18 protein-coding genes are annotated in these 19,093 nt (G+C 31.0%); 10 read left to right on the top strand and 8 right to left on the bottom strand.

Annotated elements, in window-relative coordinates; translation table 11 throughout:
• From J9309_RS00405 to J9309_RS00375, 7 genes are all read left to right on the top strand, one after another.
• Positions 1-291, top strand: a complete 291-nt coding sequence (locus tag J9309_RS00405; RefSeq protein ID WP_230476492.1) for a cell division protein ZapA — start codon at positions 1-3, stop codon at positions 289-291.
• 261 nt (positions 292-552) lie between these two features.
• Entirely contained in the window at positions 553-2,124 is a 1,572-nt protein-coding gene (gene rny / locus J9309_RS00400; RefSeq protein ID WP_230476491.1) for a ribonuclease Y, read from the top strand.
• Between the two features lie 380 nt (positions 2,125-2,504).
• Positions 2,505-3,464 (top strand): ribonucleotide-diphosphate reductase subunit beta, encoded by a 960-nt coding sequence (locus J9309_RS00395; RefSeq protein ID WP_230476490.1) that lies wholly within the window; start codon positions 2,505-2,507, stop codon positions 3,462-3,464.
• A 79-nt stretch (positions 3,465-3,543) separates the two neighbouring features.
• Complete coding sequence (locus J9309_RS00390; protein ID WP_230476489.1) at positions 3,544-5,244, top strand: ribonucleoside-diphosphate reductase subunit alpha; 1,701 nt, start codon at positions 3,544-3,546, stop codon at positions 5,242-5,244.
• 403 nt (positions 5,245-5,647) lie between these two features.
• Entirely contained in the window at positions 5,648-5,788 is a 141-nt protein-coding gene (locus J9309_RS00385) for a hypothetical protein (RefSeq protein WP_230476488.1), read from the top strand.
• Positions 5,789-5,868: 80 nt separating this feature from the next.
• Entirely contained in the window at positions 5,869-6,435 is a 567-nt protein-coding gene (locus tag J9309_RS00380; RefSeq protein WP_230476487.1) for a Crp/Fnr family transcriptional regulator, read from the top strand.
• Positions 6,436-6,492: 57 nt separating this feature from the next.
• The gene (locus tag J9309_RS00375) at positions 6,493-6,822 is read left to right on the top strand and encodes a DMT family transporter (protein WP_230476486.1); all 330 of its coding nucleotides are present in this window, start codon (positions 6,493-6,495) and stop codon (positions 6,820-6,822) included.
• A gap of 17 nt (positions 6,823-6,839) precedes the next feature.
• Here the strand turns inward: J9309_RS00375 and J9309_RS00370 are convergent, their stop codons facing one another.
• The 5 genes from J9309_RS00370 to J9309_RS00350 all read right to left on the bottom strand — a co-directional run bounded on the left by J9309_RS00370 (position 6,840) and on the right by J9309_RS00350 (position 10,855).
• Entirely contained in the window at positions 6,840-7,517 is a 678-nt protein-coding gene (locus tag J9309_RS00370) for a DUF2490 domain-containing protein (RefSeq protein ID WP_230476485.1), read from the bottom strand.
• 79 nt (positions 7,518-7,596) lie between these two features.
• Positions 7,597-8,628 carry an LLM class flavin-dependent oxidoreductase gene (locus tag J9309_RS00365; RefSeq protein ID WP_230476484.1) on the bottom strand — a complete coding sequence of 344 codons (1,032 nt, stop codon included), beginning with the start codon at positions 8,626-8,628 and terminating at the stop codon, positions 7,597-7,599.
• A 228-nt stretch (positions 8,629-8,856) separates the two neighbouring features.
• Positions 8,857-9,438 carry a tRNA-(ms[2]io[6]A)-hydroxylase gene (gene miaE, locus J9309_RS00360; RefSeq protein WP_230476483.1) on the bottom strand — a complete coding sequence of 194 codons (582 nt, stop codon included), beginning with the start codon at positions 9,436-9,438 and terminating at the stop codon, positions 8,857-8,859.
• A gap of 83 nt (positions 9,439-9,521) precedes the next feature.
• Complete coding sequence (locus J9309_RS00355; RefSeq protein ID WP_230476482.1) at positions 9,522-10,373, bottom strand: hypothetical protein; 852 nt, start codon at positions 10,371-10,373, stop codon at positions 9,522-9,524.
• An 80-nt stretch (positions 10,374-10,453) separates the two neighbouring features.
• Positions 10,454-10,855, bottom strand: a complete 402-nt coding sequence (locus tag J9309_RS00350) for a hypothetical protein (RefSeq protein WP_230476481.1) — start codon at positions 10,853-10,855, stop codon at positions 10,454-10,456.
• 100 nt (positions 10,856-10,955) lie between these two features.
• Between J9309_RS00350 and J9309_RS00345 the strand changes: the two genes are divergently transcribed.
• Positions 10,956-12,197: a glycosyltransferase gene (locus J9309_RS00345; RefSeq protein WP_230476480.1), complete on the top strand. Its 1,242-nt coding sequence runs from the start codon at positions 10,956-10,958 to the stop codon at positions 12,195-12,197.
• 107 nt (positions 12,198-12,304) lie between these two features.
• Here J9309_RS00345 and J9309_RS00340 read toward each other — a convergent pair whose 3' ends face one another.
• From J9309_RS00340 to J9309_RS00330, 3 genes are all read right to left on the bottom strand, one after another.
• Positions 12,305-13,744 (bottom strand): MBL fold metallo-hydrolase, encoded by a 1,440-nt coding sequence (locus J9309_RS00340; RefSeq protein WP_230476479.1) that lies wholly within the window; start codon positions 13,742-13,744, stop codon positions 12,305-12,307.
• Positions 13,745-13,861: 117 nt separating this feature from the next.
• Positions 13,862-14,446, bottom strand: coding sequence for a methyltransferase domain-containing protein (locus J9309_RS00335; RefSeq protein WP_230476478.1), 585 nt, complete (start codon positions 14,444-14,446; stop codon positions 13,862-13,864).
• Between the two features lie 2 nt (positions 14,447-14,448).
• A complete protein-coding gene (locus J9309_RS00330; protein WP_230476477.1) occupies positions 14,449-15,252 on the bottom strand; it encodes a sulfite exporter TauE/SafE family protein in 804 nt (267 codons plus the stop codon).
• A gap of 313 nt (positions 15,253-15,565) precedes the next feature.
• On the opposite strand from J9309_RS00330, the gene J9309_RS00325 reads away from it, so the two are divergent.
• Together J9309_RS00325 and J9309_RS00320 are read left to right on the top strand one after the other, a co-directional pair.
• Positions 15,566-16,888 carry a M16 family metallopeptidase gene (locus J9309_RS00325; RefSeq protein WP_230476476.1) on the top strand — a complete coding sequence of 441 codons (1,323 nt, stop codon included), beginning with the start codon at positions 15,566-15,568 and terminating at the stop codon, positions 16,886-16,888.
• Positions 16,889-16,913: 25 nt separating this feature from the next.
• Complete coding sequence (locus tag J9309_RS00320) at positions 16,914-18,956, top strand: M16 family metallopeptidase (protein WP_230476475.1); 2,043 nt, start codon at positions 16,914-16,916, stop codon at positions 18,954-18,956.
• The last annotated feature ends 137 nt before the right edge of the window (positions 18,957-19,093 follow it).

The following is a 19,093-nucleotide window of genomic DNA, read 5'->3' as shown; positions in this document are numbered from 1 at the left end:
ATGTCAACTCAACGAATTGAGATTAAAATTGCTTCACGCATCTATCCTATGAACATCAAACCTGAAGAGGAAGCGATGATTTTAGAGTGTGCGCAAGAAATTTCAGGAATCTTACGTCAGTTTGAAGAGAAATACTCTGTATCTGATAAACAAGATGCCTTAGCTATGGCGGCAATTCAGTTAGCTATTCGTGAAGCAAAATTAAAAAAACAGATGAAAGATAACGAAGAGATTACTGCAGAAAGAATCTCAAAGTTATTAGAATTGATTGATCAATCAATCGTAAAATAAGAGAAGTTCTGGTGTCTAATGTTTAACAATTAGATACCTTTAATAATATTCCTACATTAGTTCTAGCTATTTTGGTTAACTCAACACTTATATTGTTACCGAGTGAACATTAATCTAAAAGTAGGCCACAACCTTCGGGCACATATTTATATGTCAGTGGAAACTTGCCGATTAAGATAACTCAAATCCTGTTTACAGGAGTTAACACAATTTATACTGACTAATGTAGGTTTTTTTATATATATAACATTACAAAACGCTATGGAACCAAGTACTATTATCATTGCACTTGTTACATTAATTATTGGAGCTGTAGTAGGGTATTTCTCATCAAAAAAATCGGTAGATAAACAAAACCAAGAATTAATTGATGAAGCTACTCGCAAAGCTCAAAGCATAATTAATGAAGCTGAAAAGGAAGGCGAAGCCACTAAAAAAGAAAAAATTCTTCAAGCAAAAGAGAAATTTCTTGAATTAAAATCGAAACACGAAGAGGTTATTAACCAACGTGAGCGTAAGGTTTCTGATGCTGAACTTAAAGTGAAAGAGAGAGAAGATCGTGTAAAATATGATCTTTCTGAAATTCAAAAACAAAAAGACAATATCAAGTCTGAAAAAGGTAACTTACAGTCGCGTATCGATAAACTAAATATCAAACAAAAGGAAGTTGATACGATGCACAAAAAACAAGTAGAGATCTTGGAAAAAATCTCAAATTATTCTGCTGAAGAAGCTCGTGCTGAGTTGATTGAAGTTTTAAAAGATGAGGCTAAAACAAAAGCACAAGCACACATCCAAGAAATTATGGAGGATGCAGAATTAAATGCTAAAAATGAAGCTCGTAAAATTGTAGTTTCTGCAATTCAACGAATCGGAACAGAGCAAGCAATTGAAAATTCAGTTTCTGTATTTAATATTGAATCTGATGAAATCAAAGGACGAATCATCGGTCGTGAAGGTCGTAATATTCGTGCGATAGAAGCAGCAACAGGTGTTGAAATTATTGTTGATGACACGCCAGAAGCAATCATTTTATCATGTTTTGATCCAGTAAGACGTGAAATTGCTCGTTTATCATTACACCGTTTAGTAACTGACGGACGTATACATCCTGCTCGTATTGAGGAAGTAGTTGCAAAAACTACTAAACAAATCGAAGATGAGATCATTGAAATAGGTAAGAAAACAATCTTAGATTTAGGTATCCACGGATTACACAAAGATTTAGTTAAGATTGTAGGTCGTATGAAGTATCGTTCTTCTTATGGTCAAAATTTATTACAACACTCTCGTGAAGTTGCAAATTTAGCCGGAACATTAGCTGCTGAATTAGGATTAAATCCAAAATTAGCGAAACGTGCAGGTTTATTACACGATATAGGTAAAGTTCCTGAAGAGGAATCTGAGTTACCTCACGCTATTTTAGGTATGCAATGGGCTGAGAAATATGGTGAACATCCTGATGTAGTTAACGCCATTGGAGCTCACCACGACGAAATTGAGATGACATCGTTATTATCTCCAATTATTCAAGTTGCCGATGCTATTTCGGGTGCTCGTCCAGGAGCAAGAAGACAAGTTGTTGAATCTTACATTCAACGTTTAAAAGATTTAGAAACGACTGCATTAAATTTTGATGGTGTTGAAAAAGCTTACGCTATTCAAGCCGGAAGAGAATTACGTGTAATCGTAGAAAGTGATAAAGTAGATGATGCAAAAGCTGCTGAACTATCATTCTTAATTTCTGATAAAATTCAAAACGAAATGACTTACCCAGGTCAAGTTCGTGTTACAGTAATCCGTGAAACACGTGCTGTAAATATTGCTAGATAAGAAACAAATTATCACCTATATAAACAAGGATCAACGTTAAGTTGGTCCTTTTTTTATGCCTTTAAAATCCCTATTTTCAGTAGGTTGTAGTGCTTATTTAAAGTTAAATTTTAATAAATTTCATTAATTTTATTTTTTGATAACTTGTTATTTTTTAGCTAATTAACAACTTGTTGATAACCTTTTTTAATTTTAATATTCTAAAATTTTTAATTGTAAAATGTTACCCTAAATTTGGGAAAATGGTTGTTGAAAAAGTTGCAATTACACATCTCTTTGTATGAGAGGATTTACGAAATTTAATGATTATAATTTCGATTGAATTTCATTTCAACCAAAAATTGTTAACAGAAATTACTAATATTTAAAGACCAAACACTATGTCTATTTTTGATAAAAGAATCAATTATAAACCATTTGAATATCCAGAGGTTTTAACATTTACAGAAGCAATCCAAAAAGCATATTGGGTACACAGTGAAGTAGATTTTACGTCGGATATTCAAGATTACAGAGCTAACTTAGATGATGTAAAACGTGAAATTCACAAACGTTCAATTTTATCAATTGCTCAAATCGAAGTTAGTGTTAAAGGATTTTGGGGTGATTTATACAAATATTTTCCAAAACCAGAATTAAATGGTCTTGGAGCTACATTTGCTGAAAGTGAATTTAGACACAGTGAAGCTTACTCACGAATTTTAGAAGTTAACGGCTATTTAGACGAATTTACAATAGCTTTAAATCATCCAGTTTTTAAAAGTTATAACGATTTTGTTTCTGGCATTTTAAAAGATGAAGAAAAATCAATTGTAGAAAAATTATTGTTCTTCGCTTTAGTTATTGAGGATAGTTCATTATTTTCAAAATTTGCAAATATTTTATCGTTTACTCGTTTTGAAGGTTTAATGAAAAATACTGCGAATATTATTGCTTGGACTTCTGTAGATGAACAAATTCATGCGAATGCGGGAATTTATTTAATAAATAAAATCAAAGAAGAAGGTTTATTACCAGCATCTTTAGACCAAAATTGGGTTGAAAATGCAGTCTTAGGCTACATTGAACAAGAAAGCTTAATGTTAGATTGGATTTTTGAGGCGGGTGAATTAAATCACTACTCGAAAAATGATTTATTAAATTACATGAAACATCGTTTAGATGAAGCGATTGAAAAAATTGGTTACAATAAAGTTTTTCATATTTCAACTGAACAGTATAAACCAATGGCATGGTTTGAAGAAGAAGTTTTTGCAAATACTTTAGATGATTTCTTTGCTAAACGTCCTGTAGATTATACAAAGCATGACAAAAGTATCTCGGCAGACGATTTATTTTAACATAATTATATAAGCAAAAATTCATAACTTATAAACTTATTAATTCAACACCCAAGAAAACTATATTAACCCTTATACCATGGATAATACACCACAATCACACTTAGATGAATTCACTTTTTTTGAAGGACATGCACCAAAATTATGGTGGAAGAATTCAGAATCTGAACAAATTTTAAATAGAGGATATTTATTAAAAGGAGAAACTGTAGAAGGTGCAATTGATCGTATTACAGCTGCTGCTGCAAAACGTTTATTTAAACCTGAATTACAAGAACCTTTTAAAGAAATGATTGAAAGAGGTTGGATGAGTTTATCTTCTCCAATTTGGGCTAACATGGGAACAGAACGTGGGTTACCAATTTCTTGTTTCAATGTTCATATTCCGGATAGTATAGAAGGGATTACGCACAAATTAGGTGAAGTTATCATGCAAACCAAAATCGGTGGAGGTACTTCTGGTTATTTTGGTGAATTACGCGAGCGCGGTGCTGCAATTACTGATAATGGAAAGAGTAGTGGTGCTGTTTCTTTTATGGAGTTATTTAACTCGGCTATGAATGTGGTATCGCAAGGTTCTACTCGTCGTGGTGCATTTGCGGCTTATTTAGATATTGATCATCCAGATATTGAAGAATTCCTTAAAATTAAATCGATTGGTAGTTCAATTCAGAATTTATTTTATGGGGTATGTGTGCCAGATTATTGGATGCAAGAAATGGTTGATGGTGATCGTGAAAAACGCGAAATTTGGGCTAAAGTTCTTGAATCTCGTCAAGAAAAAGGACTTCCATATATTTTCTTCTCTGACAATGTAAATAAAAATAAACCTCAAGTTTATAAAGATTTAGGAATGCGCATTAATGCATCTAACTTATGTTCAGAGATTATGCTACCATCTTCTGAAAATGAATCTTTTATTTGTTGTTTATCTTCTATGAATTTAGAATTGTATGACGAATGGAAAGATACAGAAGCTGTTAAATTAGCTATTTTCTTCTTAGATGCCGTTTTACAGGAATTTATCGAGAAAACAGAAGGTAATCATTACTTAGCATCAGCAAATAGATTTGCGAAACGTCACCGTGCATTAGGTTTAGGAGTTTTAGGTTGGCATTCATATTTACAACGTTATATGATTCCGTTCGAAGGTATGGAAGCAAAATTACGTACAACTGAAATCTTTAAATATATTCAAGAAAAAGCTGATCGTGCGACTGAAGAATTAGCTCGTATTTACGGTGAGCCTGAAGTTTTAAAAGGTTACGGACGTCGTAATACAACAACTTTAGCTATTGCGCCTACAACATCATCTTCTGCTATTTTAGGTCAAACTTCTCCAGGAATCGAACCATTTGCTTCTAATTATTTTAAAGCTGGTTTATCGAAAGGAAACTTTATGCGTAAAAATAAATACTTAACTAAGTTATTACGCGAAAAAGGGTTAGATAACGAGGATGTTTGGAGAGGAATTATGTTGAACGGAGGTTCTGTACAACATATGACTGAATTAACGCAAGAGGAAAAAGATGTTTTCAAAACATTTAAAGAATTATCTCAATTAGAGATTGTACAACAAGCTGCAATTCGTCAAAAATTCGTAGATCAATCGCAATCTTTAAACTTAAATATACCTGCTGATTTACCTGTTAAAGATGTGAATCGCTTAATGATTGAAGCGTGGCAATTAGGTGTTAAAACATTATACTACCAACGTTCTCAGTCGGTATCAAAAGAATTAGTAACTAATTTAGTTTCTTGTTCTTCTTGTGAGTCTTAATTAAAAATCCATATTAAAATATAGAACTAGAGCGATAATTTTTATCGCTTTAGTTATCTTATTATCTATTCTTTTTTGGGAATGGACAGGGATTTTATACAGTAATTTTAAAAGTTTAATATTAAAAATAAAAAATATCAAAGAAAATATCGAAACAAATTTTAACTTATTTAAGGATTCAAATACACTTTTTGAATTTCTTAAAAATTTTAAATATTTATTGTTAATTTTTTTTCCAAATTTGAAACAATCATATATTTTGAAATCAAAAAAGAAAAATGACAGTAATGAAATTATCCATAATTTTCCAGCAGAAACAATTCACAGATATCTGAAGTCAGTATTATCTTAAAAAGATTCTATTGTAGCTAAATCATTATTTTCAAATAAAACGTTTAAGGATTTGAAAATTACTGAAGAAGATATAAAAAATTGTTTAGATAAGATGGAAAAAGAAAATTTAATTTATTTAAATAAAAACAAAAATTTTAACTATTCCGAATTTCAAATTTTTGCAGCAAATATATTTAATCAAAATATTTAATAAAAAACCCACTCAAACGAGTGGGTTTTTATTTTTTCCATAAAATCGTAAATTGTCATTCATAAACCTAACAATCGGAAATGTATTCACTTCGAGAAATAATTCGTCATTATTATCCAATATCTGAGCAGGCTTTTCAGAAAATAGTAGCATTGGTTAAAATGGTTGAAATGCCAAAAAAGACCATTGTATTTGATCCAAAACAATACGAACCAAAATTTTATTTTATAGCGAAGGGAAGTGCCAGAGTTTATGTTGTTGATGATGATGGTAATGAAGTTTCGTATATCTTATTTTTAGAAAAGGATTATTTACTTTCTTTTGATGGTTATTTACATCAAAAACCATCTTACGAATATATCGAGTTGTTGGAAGATTCAATCTTATATGAATTAAACACAGAGGATTTGAAACACTTGTATGAATCTAATTTAGAATTGGCTAATTTTGGTCGCGTGTTAGCCGATAAGTTTGCATATTACACAGAATCACGTTTCATCGACAGGTTATCATTATCCGCAACTGCTAGATATTTAAAATTAATTGAAACATATCCTGAAATTGTTCAGCGTATTCCTTTAAAGTACATTGCATCATATCTCGGAATTACTCAAGTTTCATTGAGTAGAATTCGTGCAAAAATTTAACATATGTAAAATTTTAGTTTTTAAAAGCATTGTAAATTTGTGAAAAATAATTAGAAAATGAATTGGATAATCTTAATTATCGCAGGACTTTTTGAAGTAGGTTTTACTTCTTGTTTAGGAAAAGCTAAAGAATCTATCGGAAATGAAATGTACGCTTGGTACGGTGGTTTTTTATTGTGTTTGGTGGCAAGTATGTTTTTATTAATGAAAGCTACAGAAACATTACCACTTGGAACTGCATACGCTGTTTGGACAGGAATTGGCGCTGTAGGAACGGTTTTAGTTGGGATTTTTATATTTAAAGAACCAGCGACTTTTTGGAGAATATTTTTTATAATTACGCTAATAGGTTCTATCGTTGGATTAAAAGCTGTATCAGCTCATTAAATAGCAAAAGCCAAGTTTTAACTTGGCTTTTTTATTATCGGGTTATTAATTGTTAATCCAACTTGTAAATGATTTGTTTGCTGATGTTGCACATGTTGCTTCATGAAACCGGCTTCAACAGTGAAGGTTGGCGATAATACATAACCTACATTTACATTAAGTCGATTACGATCAAAATTATTTTGTTTAATTGCATTTAAAAACAATTCGTTTGATGCTTTAATAAACCAAGCATCTTTTTGAAGTGTAGGTTTATTAAGAGGAATTGTAGCTGTTAATTGATATCTAAATCGGAAGTAAATATCATCATTCATCAAACGTTCCTCAAATCTAAAACGATGATTCAATCCAACTTTATTAATTCCATGTTTGGTATTAAATTGTTGGTAGATGCGATGTTCATTAAAAGTGGTATAATCGTCATCTAAAACTGGAATTCTAGTATGTACAAATGCATAACCAAGTAATAAATTGTTATTATTTTCCGTCAAATTATACCCAACGCCACCTCTTAATAACAATTGATTTAGCTGATCTAAATCTTCGTAAGTTCTGTACTGAATATCAGATGAAAAGTTAAATTTCTCATCAATTTTTTGATTAATATTTACTGTTCCCCAATTTCTAAAATCATTATCTTGAGCTTGAGAAAATACTGTAAAAGCTAAGGTAAATAATACTACTAATTTTTTCATCACAATGCATTGACCGTCTAAAATAGAAAAGATTCCCTTTACAAAAGGAAATCTTTATCATCTATAGCTAGATTTAATATTATTTTAAAGCTTCTTTAACTTTTGGAGCGACTTTAGTTCCGAAAATCTCGATCGCTTTCAACATATCTGTATGTCTAGGTGCTCCGACATCCATATGAGCTGAAAAACGAGTTAAACCAAACATATCTTGATATTTTAAGATTCGATCAATTGCAAGATCAGCATCACCAACGACTAAATTACCGTTTTCGCTGCGTCCAAAATCATATTGATCTCTTTTGTAAGGAGGCCAATTTCTAGATTTTCCGATTCGATCCATTTGAGCTGCATAGATTGGGAAATATTCATCAGCAATTTTCTGGTTGTCATCACCAAAGAAAGAGTGCATGTGTACACCAATTTGCATCTTAGCTTCATCGTGTCCGTTGTCCAAATAAGCTTGTTTATACACTTCGAACAAAGGCATAAAATGAGCTGGATCTCCTCCAATAATCGCAAACATAATTGGTAAACCTAATTTTCCTGCTCGTATAACAGACGATGTTGTTCCACCAACAGCTATCCACATCGGAATTTGCTCTTGCACTGGACGAGGATAAATAGTTTGGTTATGAATTGGCATTCTAAAATTACCTCTCCAATTGATTTTTTCGTTATTATTTAAAGTAATTAATAATTTTAATTTTTCATCAAATAGCGCTTCGTAATCTTTTAAATCATAACCATATAAAGGAAATGATTCGATAAAAGAACCTCGGCCAGCCATCAACTCAACTCGTCCGTTTGATAAATTATCAACCATAGAAAAATCTTGAAATAATTTTACAGGATCAGTTGAACTAATGACAGAAACAGCACTTCCTAATTTTATATTTTTAGTAACTGTAGCTGCAGCAGCTAAAACAATTTCTGGTGATGAAACAGCATAATCTGGTCTATGATGTTCTCCAATTCCGAAGAAATCTAATCCAACTTCGTCCATCAATTTAACTTCTTCAATAATTTCTGCAAGTCTTTGTTGTGGTGATTGAATATATCCTGTTTTTTCGTCGATACGAACATCTCCGAACATTCCGATTCCTAATTCCATAGCATCTAATTTTTATAGGACAAATTTACAACTACCGTTCCGAAAATTAATTGATGTATGGTATTGATTGGATTTGGTTAATTCTTCGATAAATTTTGGTCATTTTGAATAACTTTCAGGATCACATAAAATTGATGAGATTTTGAATTAACTTTCCAAATGATAATTATAAAAAAAATGAGTTCAAATTAATTTGAACTCATTTTTAATATTTTAATCACGAAATTATTATCCGTGAATTGCTTCTTTGTTACCGTATGATTGAATCAATTCTCCTTCGAAAGTTAACCATTCATTCCAACGTTTATCTACATCTACATCTGTAGATAATTTACGTGCAAAGTTTAAGAAAGTGGTATAATGATTTGCCTCAGAAACCATTAAATCGTAATAAAATTTTGATAATTCTTCGTCGTTTATATTTTGTGATAAAACGCGGAAACGCTCACAACTTCTAGCTTCAATCATCGCTGCAAATAACAAACGATCAATAAAAGCCATATTTCGAGAACCATCTTTTTTACAAAATTTCATTAATTGACCTACATAATCATCTTTACGTTCACGACCTAAAGTATAACCACGTTGCTGAATAATTTCTACAACCATTTTAAAATGTTGCATTTCTTCAATGGCAATATCAGACATTACTTGAATAAATTCATCATGTTCTGAATTATAAGCAATCATTGTAATTGCATTAGTCGCAGCTTTTTGCTCGCACCAAGCATGATCTGTTAATATTTCTTCTAAATTTCTTTCAGCAATATCGGCCCAACGAGGATCCGTTAATAATTTTAATCCTAACATCAATGATATTTTTTAAACTTTTGCAAAAATAGAACTTTCGTTATAGAATATAAAATTGGTTAAGAATGTTTAACCATTCTAATTTAGATATTTGTTAAAGTGTAAACAAATTGAATGATTTTACCATTTTGTTTTACTTGTACAACACGTTCTATTTGATTAACTAATCCTGTAGGATTAAAAGATTGATTTCCCCAAGCTTTCATTTCGTAATCTGTCCCTGTTTGTTTACTTCTGTAAGAATCAACAGTTTTATGATTCATCATTTTTACAGAATTATCTTCCATTTCAGTACTATACTTTTGTGTAAAGTTAAATCCTGAAATTCCGTCATTTTCAGTATAAACGATTTCATCTTCAGCCGCAGAAAATGTATTTTTCATAGGGTTGAAAAATAAATTCATCATTTGTTCTTTGTCTTTTGTACTAAATTCTTGCCCAAAAAACATATGGATCATTTGTACAAAATATAAAGATGATTTAGATGCTAAATCTTCGTAATTCGTAGTTTCATCTTCGTACATTTTTTGATAAGCAGTAACATAATCTTGTATAACTTCATCATAATTACTTACTTCACCCAAAACGTAATTTTCGTCTGTACGATAGTTAATTTTTATATTTTCGGTAGGAAAAGTATAAGTTTTACCTTCTTCATTATTTTTAAAAAATAACATCGGCTGACTTTCCCATTCGAATAAATTAAAACCTTCACCTACACTATACATAGTCAACTTAATAGGAATATGTTGTTCAATCTCAGTTACAACTTCTTCGCCTTCTTGTACCAATTTTTTCATTGTTAATTGATAATTATAAGGTGTGTCAGTTTTAAATTGAGGTTGTACAGTAACCATATTTCCAGACTTGTTAATCTGTGCTAATGCTGTTGTAGAGAATAACGCGATGGTTAGTAAAGTATATAATTTTTTCATGTTTCAGTTTTGTGATTTTAAAGATATACTAATTATTATTACTTTAAAATATTTAGATAAACGAAATACGATGAATTGATTTAAACAATTTTTTTCTCAACCATTTCTAACATGACGTCAGAAGCGTGTTTAAAAGTTGGTAATTGTTCAGTTAAACTTCCAGCACCTTTTTTATTTACTTTAAAAACTAAATCTTTTTCAGTTGTAAACAATAAAGCACTTTGAAATGGATTTCTGATGTATGAACTTAAAATCAAAAATGTCTGTTCGATACTATGAAAACGTTCAACTTCTTCAGTTTTATAACGGAACGTAAAAGCAAAATCGTACGAATTATCTTCTAAAAGACGTAAGCGAACAAAAATGTTTTTTAAATCAGTATCACCAATTGTTTTGGCCATTGTAAGTTTAGCAAAAGTTCCGCTTTGGATACTTGATTTTACTTGTTCGTAGAACTCTTCAAATTCAGTTTGATAAGACATTGATATAATTTTAGGCTACAAAATTACATTAAAATAGACGATAAGCTATCTACATTAATTAATATTCTGAATAAAGACAGAGAAAGTTTAATTTTGTAGCATGAAGAAAATGCTGATAATAGGATTAGTTTGGCCTGAACCAACATCGTCTGCCGCAGGAACAAGAATGTTACAATTGATTGATTTGTTTCAATCAAAAAATTACGAAATAACTTTTGCTTGCGCAGCTACAAAATCGGACTTCAGTTATCCACTTCAATCTAAAAATGTAAAAGAAGTTGAAATTCAATTAAACAACGAAAGTTTTAATGCATTTGTAAAAGATTTAAATCCCGATTATGTAATGTTTGATCGTTATATGGTCGAGGAACAATACGGTTGGCGAGTTTCAATAGAATGTCCACAGGCTATAAAGATTTTAGATACGGAAGATTTACATTTTTTACGTTATGCAAGACAAGAAGCTGTAAAAAAAGGCGTTGAATTTTCTAATCAACTTTTATACACAGATCATGCAAAGCGTGAAATTGCATCTATTTTACGTTCGGATATTACGTTATTAATTTCTTCAGAAGAAAAAGATTTATTGATTAATCAATTCAACATCAATCCTAGCTTATTGTATTATTTACCATTTATAGAAAATGAAATTTCTTCAGCTAAAATTTCATCATGGAACTCTTTCGAGGATCGAGAGCATTTTATGTTTATTGGTAATTTTATTCATGAACCAAATTGGAATTGTGTACAAGTTCTAAAAAACAGAATTTGGCCGTTAATTAAGAAAGCTTTACCCAAAGCCGAACTTCATATTTATGGTGCGTATGCATCGCAAAAAGTAAATCAGTTACATAATTCGAAAGAACGATTTTTTATTAAAGGTCGTGCCGAAGATGCCCAACAAACGATGGCTGGTTATAAAGTCTTGTTAGCTCCAATTCAGTTTGGTGCTGGAGTTAAAGGGAAATTTATAGATGCTATGCAAACGGGAACACCAAATGTGACAACAAAAGTTGGAGCAGAAGCAATGCAAAACGGATTAGATTGGAATGGATTTATTACTTTTTCTGACGAAGATTTTGCTAATAAAGCAATCAATTTATATCAAAATAAAGAACTTTGGAAATCGGCTCAACATAATGGTGTTAAGATTTTGAATACTAATTATGGAGATGAAGAAATCAAGAATCAATTTTGGGAATATATAAAGGATATCCAAGAGAATTTAGATACGCACAGACAACAAAATTTTTACGGACAAATTTTACAACATCATAGCAATCAAAGTACAAAATATATGTCGCTTTGGATTGAACAAAAGAATAAAAACAACTCAAATTAGAAATGTTTACATTCTATAAAATTTAAAAATTTCATCAACATTAATTCATAAAAAAAGCATCTTGATTTTTCAAGATGCTTTTATATTATTTAGAATTTTATAATTTCTTATTTAGAAGAACAAGAATTTGATTGAGCCGAACAAGCTGTTGTTCCTTCAACTAATTTTACCCCTTCAACATCTTTTATTTTTCCAAAACCACCTGCTACATCAATTAAGTTTTCGTAACCACGAGCACGTAAAATCGAAGCAAATATCATTGAACGGTATCCACCAGCACAATGAACTAAATATGTTTCTTCTGGATCAATTAATTTCATTGATTCGTTGATGAAATCTAATGGAGCAGTAATTGCACCTTCAACATGACCTGCAGCAAATTCTCCTGGTTTACGAACGTCTAAAACTTTTAATTCAGTTTCGTCAACTAATTCAACAAATTCTTCTGGAGAAACAGATACAATTTCATCAAAATCTTTTTTAGCTTCAACCCAAGCTTCAAAACCACCTTGTAAATATCCGATGGTATTGTCGTATCCAACACGAGCTAAACGAGTTATAGCTTCTTGTTCTACACCTTCTTCAGCAACGATTAAAATTGGTTGTTTAATATCTGTAATTAAAGTTCCAACCCAAGGAGCAAATTGTCCTTTGATACCAATACTGATTGATCCTGGAATAAATCCAGATGCGAATGTTTGAGGATCACGAACATCTAAAATTAATGCTCCAGTTTCTTCAGCAACCTGAACAAATTCATTTGGAGATAAAGCACGAGAACCTCTTGCTTTTACAACATCTAAAGATTCGTATCCACTTTTGTTTAACATTACGTTTTCTGGGAAATAGAATGGAGGAGGCATTAATCCTGAAGTTAATTCTTTAATGAATTCTTCTTTTGTCATGTTTGGATTTAATGCATAATTTACTTCTTTTTGATGTCCTAAGGTATCAAAAGTTTCTTTACTCATATTTTTACCACAAGCCGATCCAGCTCCATGCGCAGGATAAACGATTACATCGTCTGCAAGAGGCATAATTTTATTGCGTAAAGAATCAAATAAATAGCCAGCTAATATTTCTTGCGTTAATTCTGAATCTAATTTTTGTGCTAAATCTGGACGACCAACATCACCAATAAATAAAGTATCTCCGGTAAAAATCATTTTGTCTACACCATTTTCATCTTTCAATAAATAGGTTGTAGATTCCATTGTATGTCCAGGCGTATGGATTGCAGTAATTGTAATATTTCCTAACTGAAAAACTTCACCATCAGTAGCAATATGCGCATCGAAAGCAGGTGTTGCTGTTGGACCATATACGATAGTTGCACCCGTTTTTTGAGCTAAATCGATGTGACCAGAAACGAAATCTGCATGAAAATGTGTTTCAAAAATATATTTAATTTTTGCACCGTTTTTTTCTGCTTGATCAACATAAGATTGGGTTTCTCTCAGGGGATCTATAATAGCAACTTCTCCGTTACTTTCTATATAATATGCTCCTTGAGCTAAACATCCAGTATATATTTGTTCAACTTTCATCTTTATTTATTTTATAAGTGTAAAATTACGAATTTAATTATTAGTGATTTGTAAGTTATGTTACAAAAGCATTTATAGTGAGATATAAAAACCTTATTTTAATTGAAAATAAAATAGTTATAACTTAGGTTTGAAATGAATAAAAAGTTCAGATCCTAATCGTGGTTTGATAGAATTATAACAATCATCTAAAACTTTGATTTCAAATTGATCTGAAAATAAGGTAATATATTCTTCCTTCGTGCCTCCGAATGGTGGAAATGGATTACCAAATATCTTATTAAATAATACGCCGACTAATTTTCCTGTAGGTTTTACAATTTCTTTCATTTTTAAAACGTAATCAGGCCTTAACGATGGATCTAACGCACAAAAAAATGTTTGTTCCAATACTAAGTCAAATGAATCATTGTAGGTAAAAAAATCTTGATTATAAATTTTAATTTCTGGATTGTTTTTAAATTTTTCTTGTAAATCTTTCACTAAGACATCAGAAATATCGATTAAAGTAATGTTGGTAAAACCTTTTTTTAGAAGATATTCAGCTTCATAAGCGTTACCACAACCAGGTATCAAAATTTTGATATTTTTATCATCTAATTGATCAATGTATTTTTCCAACGGAGTTGATGGACCTTTTAAATCCCAACCTATTTGATTGGTTTCATATTTATCATTCCAAAATGAAGCATTAAGACACATAATTATCCAATTATAAATTCTTCAATAAAAATAAATATAGCCATAGCTATAATAAAATAAGCGAATATTCTCTTTAATAATTTAACAGGTAAATATCGATTGATATACGTTCCGACGATAATTCCAATCATAGCAATAGCAACAAATACACCTAAAAAATTCCAGTTGATGTCCGTTTTTGTTGCGTCGCCAAGGAAAAATCCTGTTAAAGAATTTATAGCAATGATGACTAAGGAGGTTGCCGAAGCTTTCTTCATGTCTAATTGTGCTATAACCATTAATGCTGGAACGATTAAAAATCCTCCACCAGCTCCAACTAATCCAGTTAAAGCACCGATAAAAAATCCTTCTGATAATATTAATGGATGGAAATTTCCTAAATCATTTGAACGTTTTTTTTCTTTTTTGTCAGACAACATAGATATTGCCGCTAAAATCATTAACGCTGCAAAAAGACCAAACATGCCCATTCGTCTGGTAAATTCAAATGTATTTATATTGAAGAGAATATCGGGAAGTGCCGGAACAACAAAAGCTCTTGTGACTGTAATTCCTATAACCGCAGGTAGACCAAAATTTAATACGGCCTTCCAATCAACCATTTTATTTGTAGCTTGTTTAAAACCACCGATTAATCCAGTTGAGCCAACAATAAATAAAGAATATGCAGTTGCTATTTTTTCATCAAAATGAAAAATATAAGCCAATATGGGAACGGCCAATATTGAGCCACCGCCACCAAGTACGCCCATAATTAAGCCAATAAAAAAAGCGCCAATATATCCGAAAATTTCAATCCACTGCATTTCTAATATTTATTGTAAAATTCTCAATTTGAATTTAATCAAACAGTAACTTTTGTTACAAATAGTAATTTTAAAGTTTTAGTTAATAATTACACTATTATATTGAATAGTCAGTTACAAATCTATCTTTATTTATTCTTTTTAGATGAATTAATTTTATTATAAAAAAGTCGTATTTTATTGAAAATATGCTCTATAAGTATAGTAGGAATTATAGAGAATAGTTTTTTTTGCTAAAAATATTTATATCTTGGTGTAACAAATTAGACTTTTTAACGTCTAACATTACAAGATACTAAAATATAAACGCTCAATGAAAAAATTACTTCTGTCTTTACTATTTACCGGAGGACTGGTATTTGGACAAAAAATAGAATTCGAAGAATATAAACTTCCGAATGGATTACATGTTATTTTACATCAAGATAATTCTGCTCCTGTTGTTACAACTGGTGTTATGTACCACGTAGGATCAAAAGATGAGCAAGTTGGAAAAACAGGATTTGCACACTTTTTTGAACATTTATTATTCGAAGGAACAACAAACATCCAAAGAGGAGAGTGGTTCAAGATTGTTTCATCACACGGAGGTTCAAATAATGCGAACACAACTACTGATAGAACATATTATTACGAAACTTTCCCATCGAATAACTTAGAATTAGGTTTATGGATGGAATCTGATCGTTTATATCAACCAATTATCAATCAAATTGGTGTTGATACACAAAAAGAGGTTGTTAAAGAAGAAAAACGTTCTCGTTTAGATAATCAACCTTATGGAAAATTCTCTTACGGAGAAGCAGTAAACCCTCACGTATTCAAAAATCATCCATATAAATGGTCTGTAATCGGATCTTTTGAAGATTTAAGTAGTGCAACTTTAGAAGATTTTCAACACTTTAGCAAAAAATATTATGTACCAAACAATGCGGTATTAGTTGTTGCTGGAGATTTTAGAAAAGAAGAAGCAAAAGGAATGATAGAGAAATATTTCGCTAAAATTCCACGTGGAAATGATGTTGTAAAGTCTTTTCCTAAAGAAGCTGAACAAAAAACTGAAGTTCGCGCAACAGAATATGACGCAAATATCCAAATTCCTTTATTTGCAGTTAATTACCGTACACCAGGAAATAAATCTAAAGATGCTTACGCATTAAGCATGTTATCAGATTATTTATCAGGTGGTAAAAGTTCTATTTTATATAAAAAATATGTAGATGAGCGTAAGGAAGCTTTACAAATTTTTGCGTTCAACCGCGGAATGGAAGATTACGGAATCTACACAATCGGAATTTTACCACAAGGTGACGTACCATTTGAAAAATTAGAAAAAGATTTACAAGAAGATATTGAAAAGGTTCAAAAAGAATTAATTTCAGAATCTGATTACCAAAAAATCTTAAACGGAATTGAAAATAATTTCGTGGCTTCTAAATCAGGAGTTCAAAATATTGCACATGCTTTGGCTGATGCATATATGTTAGGTGGAAATACAAATTTAGTGAATGAAGAATTAGACATCTATCGTTCAATCACACGTGAAGACATTAAAAATGTTGCTAACAAGTATTTAAACAAACACCAAAGAATTATTATTAACTACTTACCAGAATCTGCAAAAGAATCGAAATAAGTATTAAATCCCTGAATTTAGAATTATGAAAACGAAAATATTAACTCTTGCTTTTGCATTTTTTGCAATTTCGTTACAAGCACAACAAGTTATTCCAATGCCAAAACCAGGTCCAGCACCTACAATTAACATTGGAAAACCAAACGAATTTAAATTAGAGAACGGATTAACAGTTATCGTAGTAGAAAATCACAAATTACCACGTGTATCTGCAACGTTAACTATCGATAATCCACCTTTTGCTTTAGGAGCGAAAAAAGGTACAGAATCTCTTTTAAGTGAAATGTTAGGTACAGGAACTAAAAACATTTCTAAAGAAGAATTTAATGAGCGTATTGAATTTTTAGGTGCGAATGTTAGATTATGGGAAAGTGGAGCTTCTGCTAGTTCATTAAAAAAATATTTCACGGAAGTTTTCGGTTTTATGGCTGATGGAGCTTTAAATCCAAATTTTACTGAAGCAGAATTTGAAGCTGTAAAAGCACGTTATATTGAAGGTTTAAAATCTGATGAAAAATCAGTTGAATCTGCTGCTGCGCGTGTTCGTGATATTTTAATCTACGGTAAAAATCATCCGTTTGCTGAATACGATACACAAGAGCAAATTGAGAAAATTACTTTAGCTGACGTTCAAGAATATTATAATAAATACTACAAACCAAATAATGCATATTTAATTGTAGTAGGTGATATTACGACGAAAGAAGTTAAAAAATTATCTAAAAAATTATTCAAAAACTGGAAAGCTGGAGATTTAAACATTACTGCATTACCAGCTGTTGCAGAAGTTAAGAAAACACAGGTTGATATTATCGATATGCCAAATGCAGTACAATCTGTAGTTGGATTAGGATATCCTGTTAATTTAACTAAAAACGATCCAGATTACTACGCAGTTCAGGTAGCTTCATCTATTTTAGGAGGAGATTTCAATTCGAAACTGAACATGAATTTACGTGAAGCGAATGGTTGGACTTACGGTGCTCGTGGTGGTGTTAATGATTCACGTTACGTAGGTACTTTCACAACAAACGCAACTGTACGTAATGATGTGACGGATGGAGCTGTAAAAGAAACATTGAAAGAAGTTCGTTCAATGACAACAGATAAAATTGATGCAAAACAATTAGAAGATGTTAAAGCGAAATTTTTAGGAAACTTTATCTTAACATTAGAGCGTCCACAAACAATCGCTAATCAAGCATTAACAACTAAGACAAATAAATTATCTCCGTCGTTCTATTCAGATTATATTAAGAATATTAATGCGGTTACAGTTGATGATGTTTTACGAGTTTCTAAAAAATATTTCCGTCCAGATCAAGCCAAAATTATTGTTACAGGAAAAGCTGAACAAATTGGAGATGGACTAGAAGCATTAGGTTACCCTGTTACATATTACGATAAATATGGAAATAAGACAGCTAAACCAGCTCCTTCAGCTAAAAAATCAGATAAAACGGTTCAACAAGTTACTGATGCTTACATAGCTGCTGTTGGTGGAAAAGAAAAAGTTGCTAAAATTTTTACTTTAAAACAAACAGGTGCTGTCGAAATCCAAGGAATGAAAGGAGAATATGTAAATTATGCAAAAACTCCTAACAAAACTTCTGTTGTTATGAAAATCATGGGAATGGAAATTGTTCAAACATTTGATGGAGAGAAGGCATTTGCTAAACAAGGTGCTAACAAAGCTGAGGTTACAGATGGTTTACCTCAATTAAAAATCACAAACACGTTATTTTTACCTTTATCAGAAGGATATAAATCGGCCGAAATTCAAGGTGAAGTAACTGAAAATGGTAAAAAGTACACAAAAGTTTATGTAAAAGATTTACGTCGTACAGATTATTATGATGTTGCAACTGGATTATTAGCAAAGTCTGAAATTACTCAGGATACACCAATGGGACAGATGAATATGGTAACAACTTTTGATGCGTACAAAGAATTTGAAGGATTAAAATTCCCAACAATTTTATCAAACGAAGTTGGTCCACAAAAAGTCAATGTAACAGTGGATAAAGTGGAAGTAAACAAAAACGTTTCTGACGCTGATTTTAAATAAGTATACATTCTTTTTAATTATAATAAAGGCATCTCGGATTTTTTTCGAGGTACCTTTTTTTATACCAATAATTTAAATTTTACGAATGATAATTTATATCATTTAAATAATGAAAGGCGAATAATTTGATAAAATAA

Source organism: Faecalibacter bovis (assembly GCF_017948305.1).
In the GTDB taxonomy this organism is placed as follows: domain Bacteria; phylum Bacteroidota; class Bacteroidia; order Flavobacteriales; family Weeksellaceae; genus Empedobacter; species Empedobacter bovis.
Note: the sequence above shows the minus strand (reverse complement) of the source record. Positions and strands in the feature narration are given on the sequence as shown.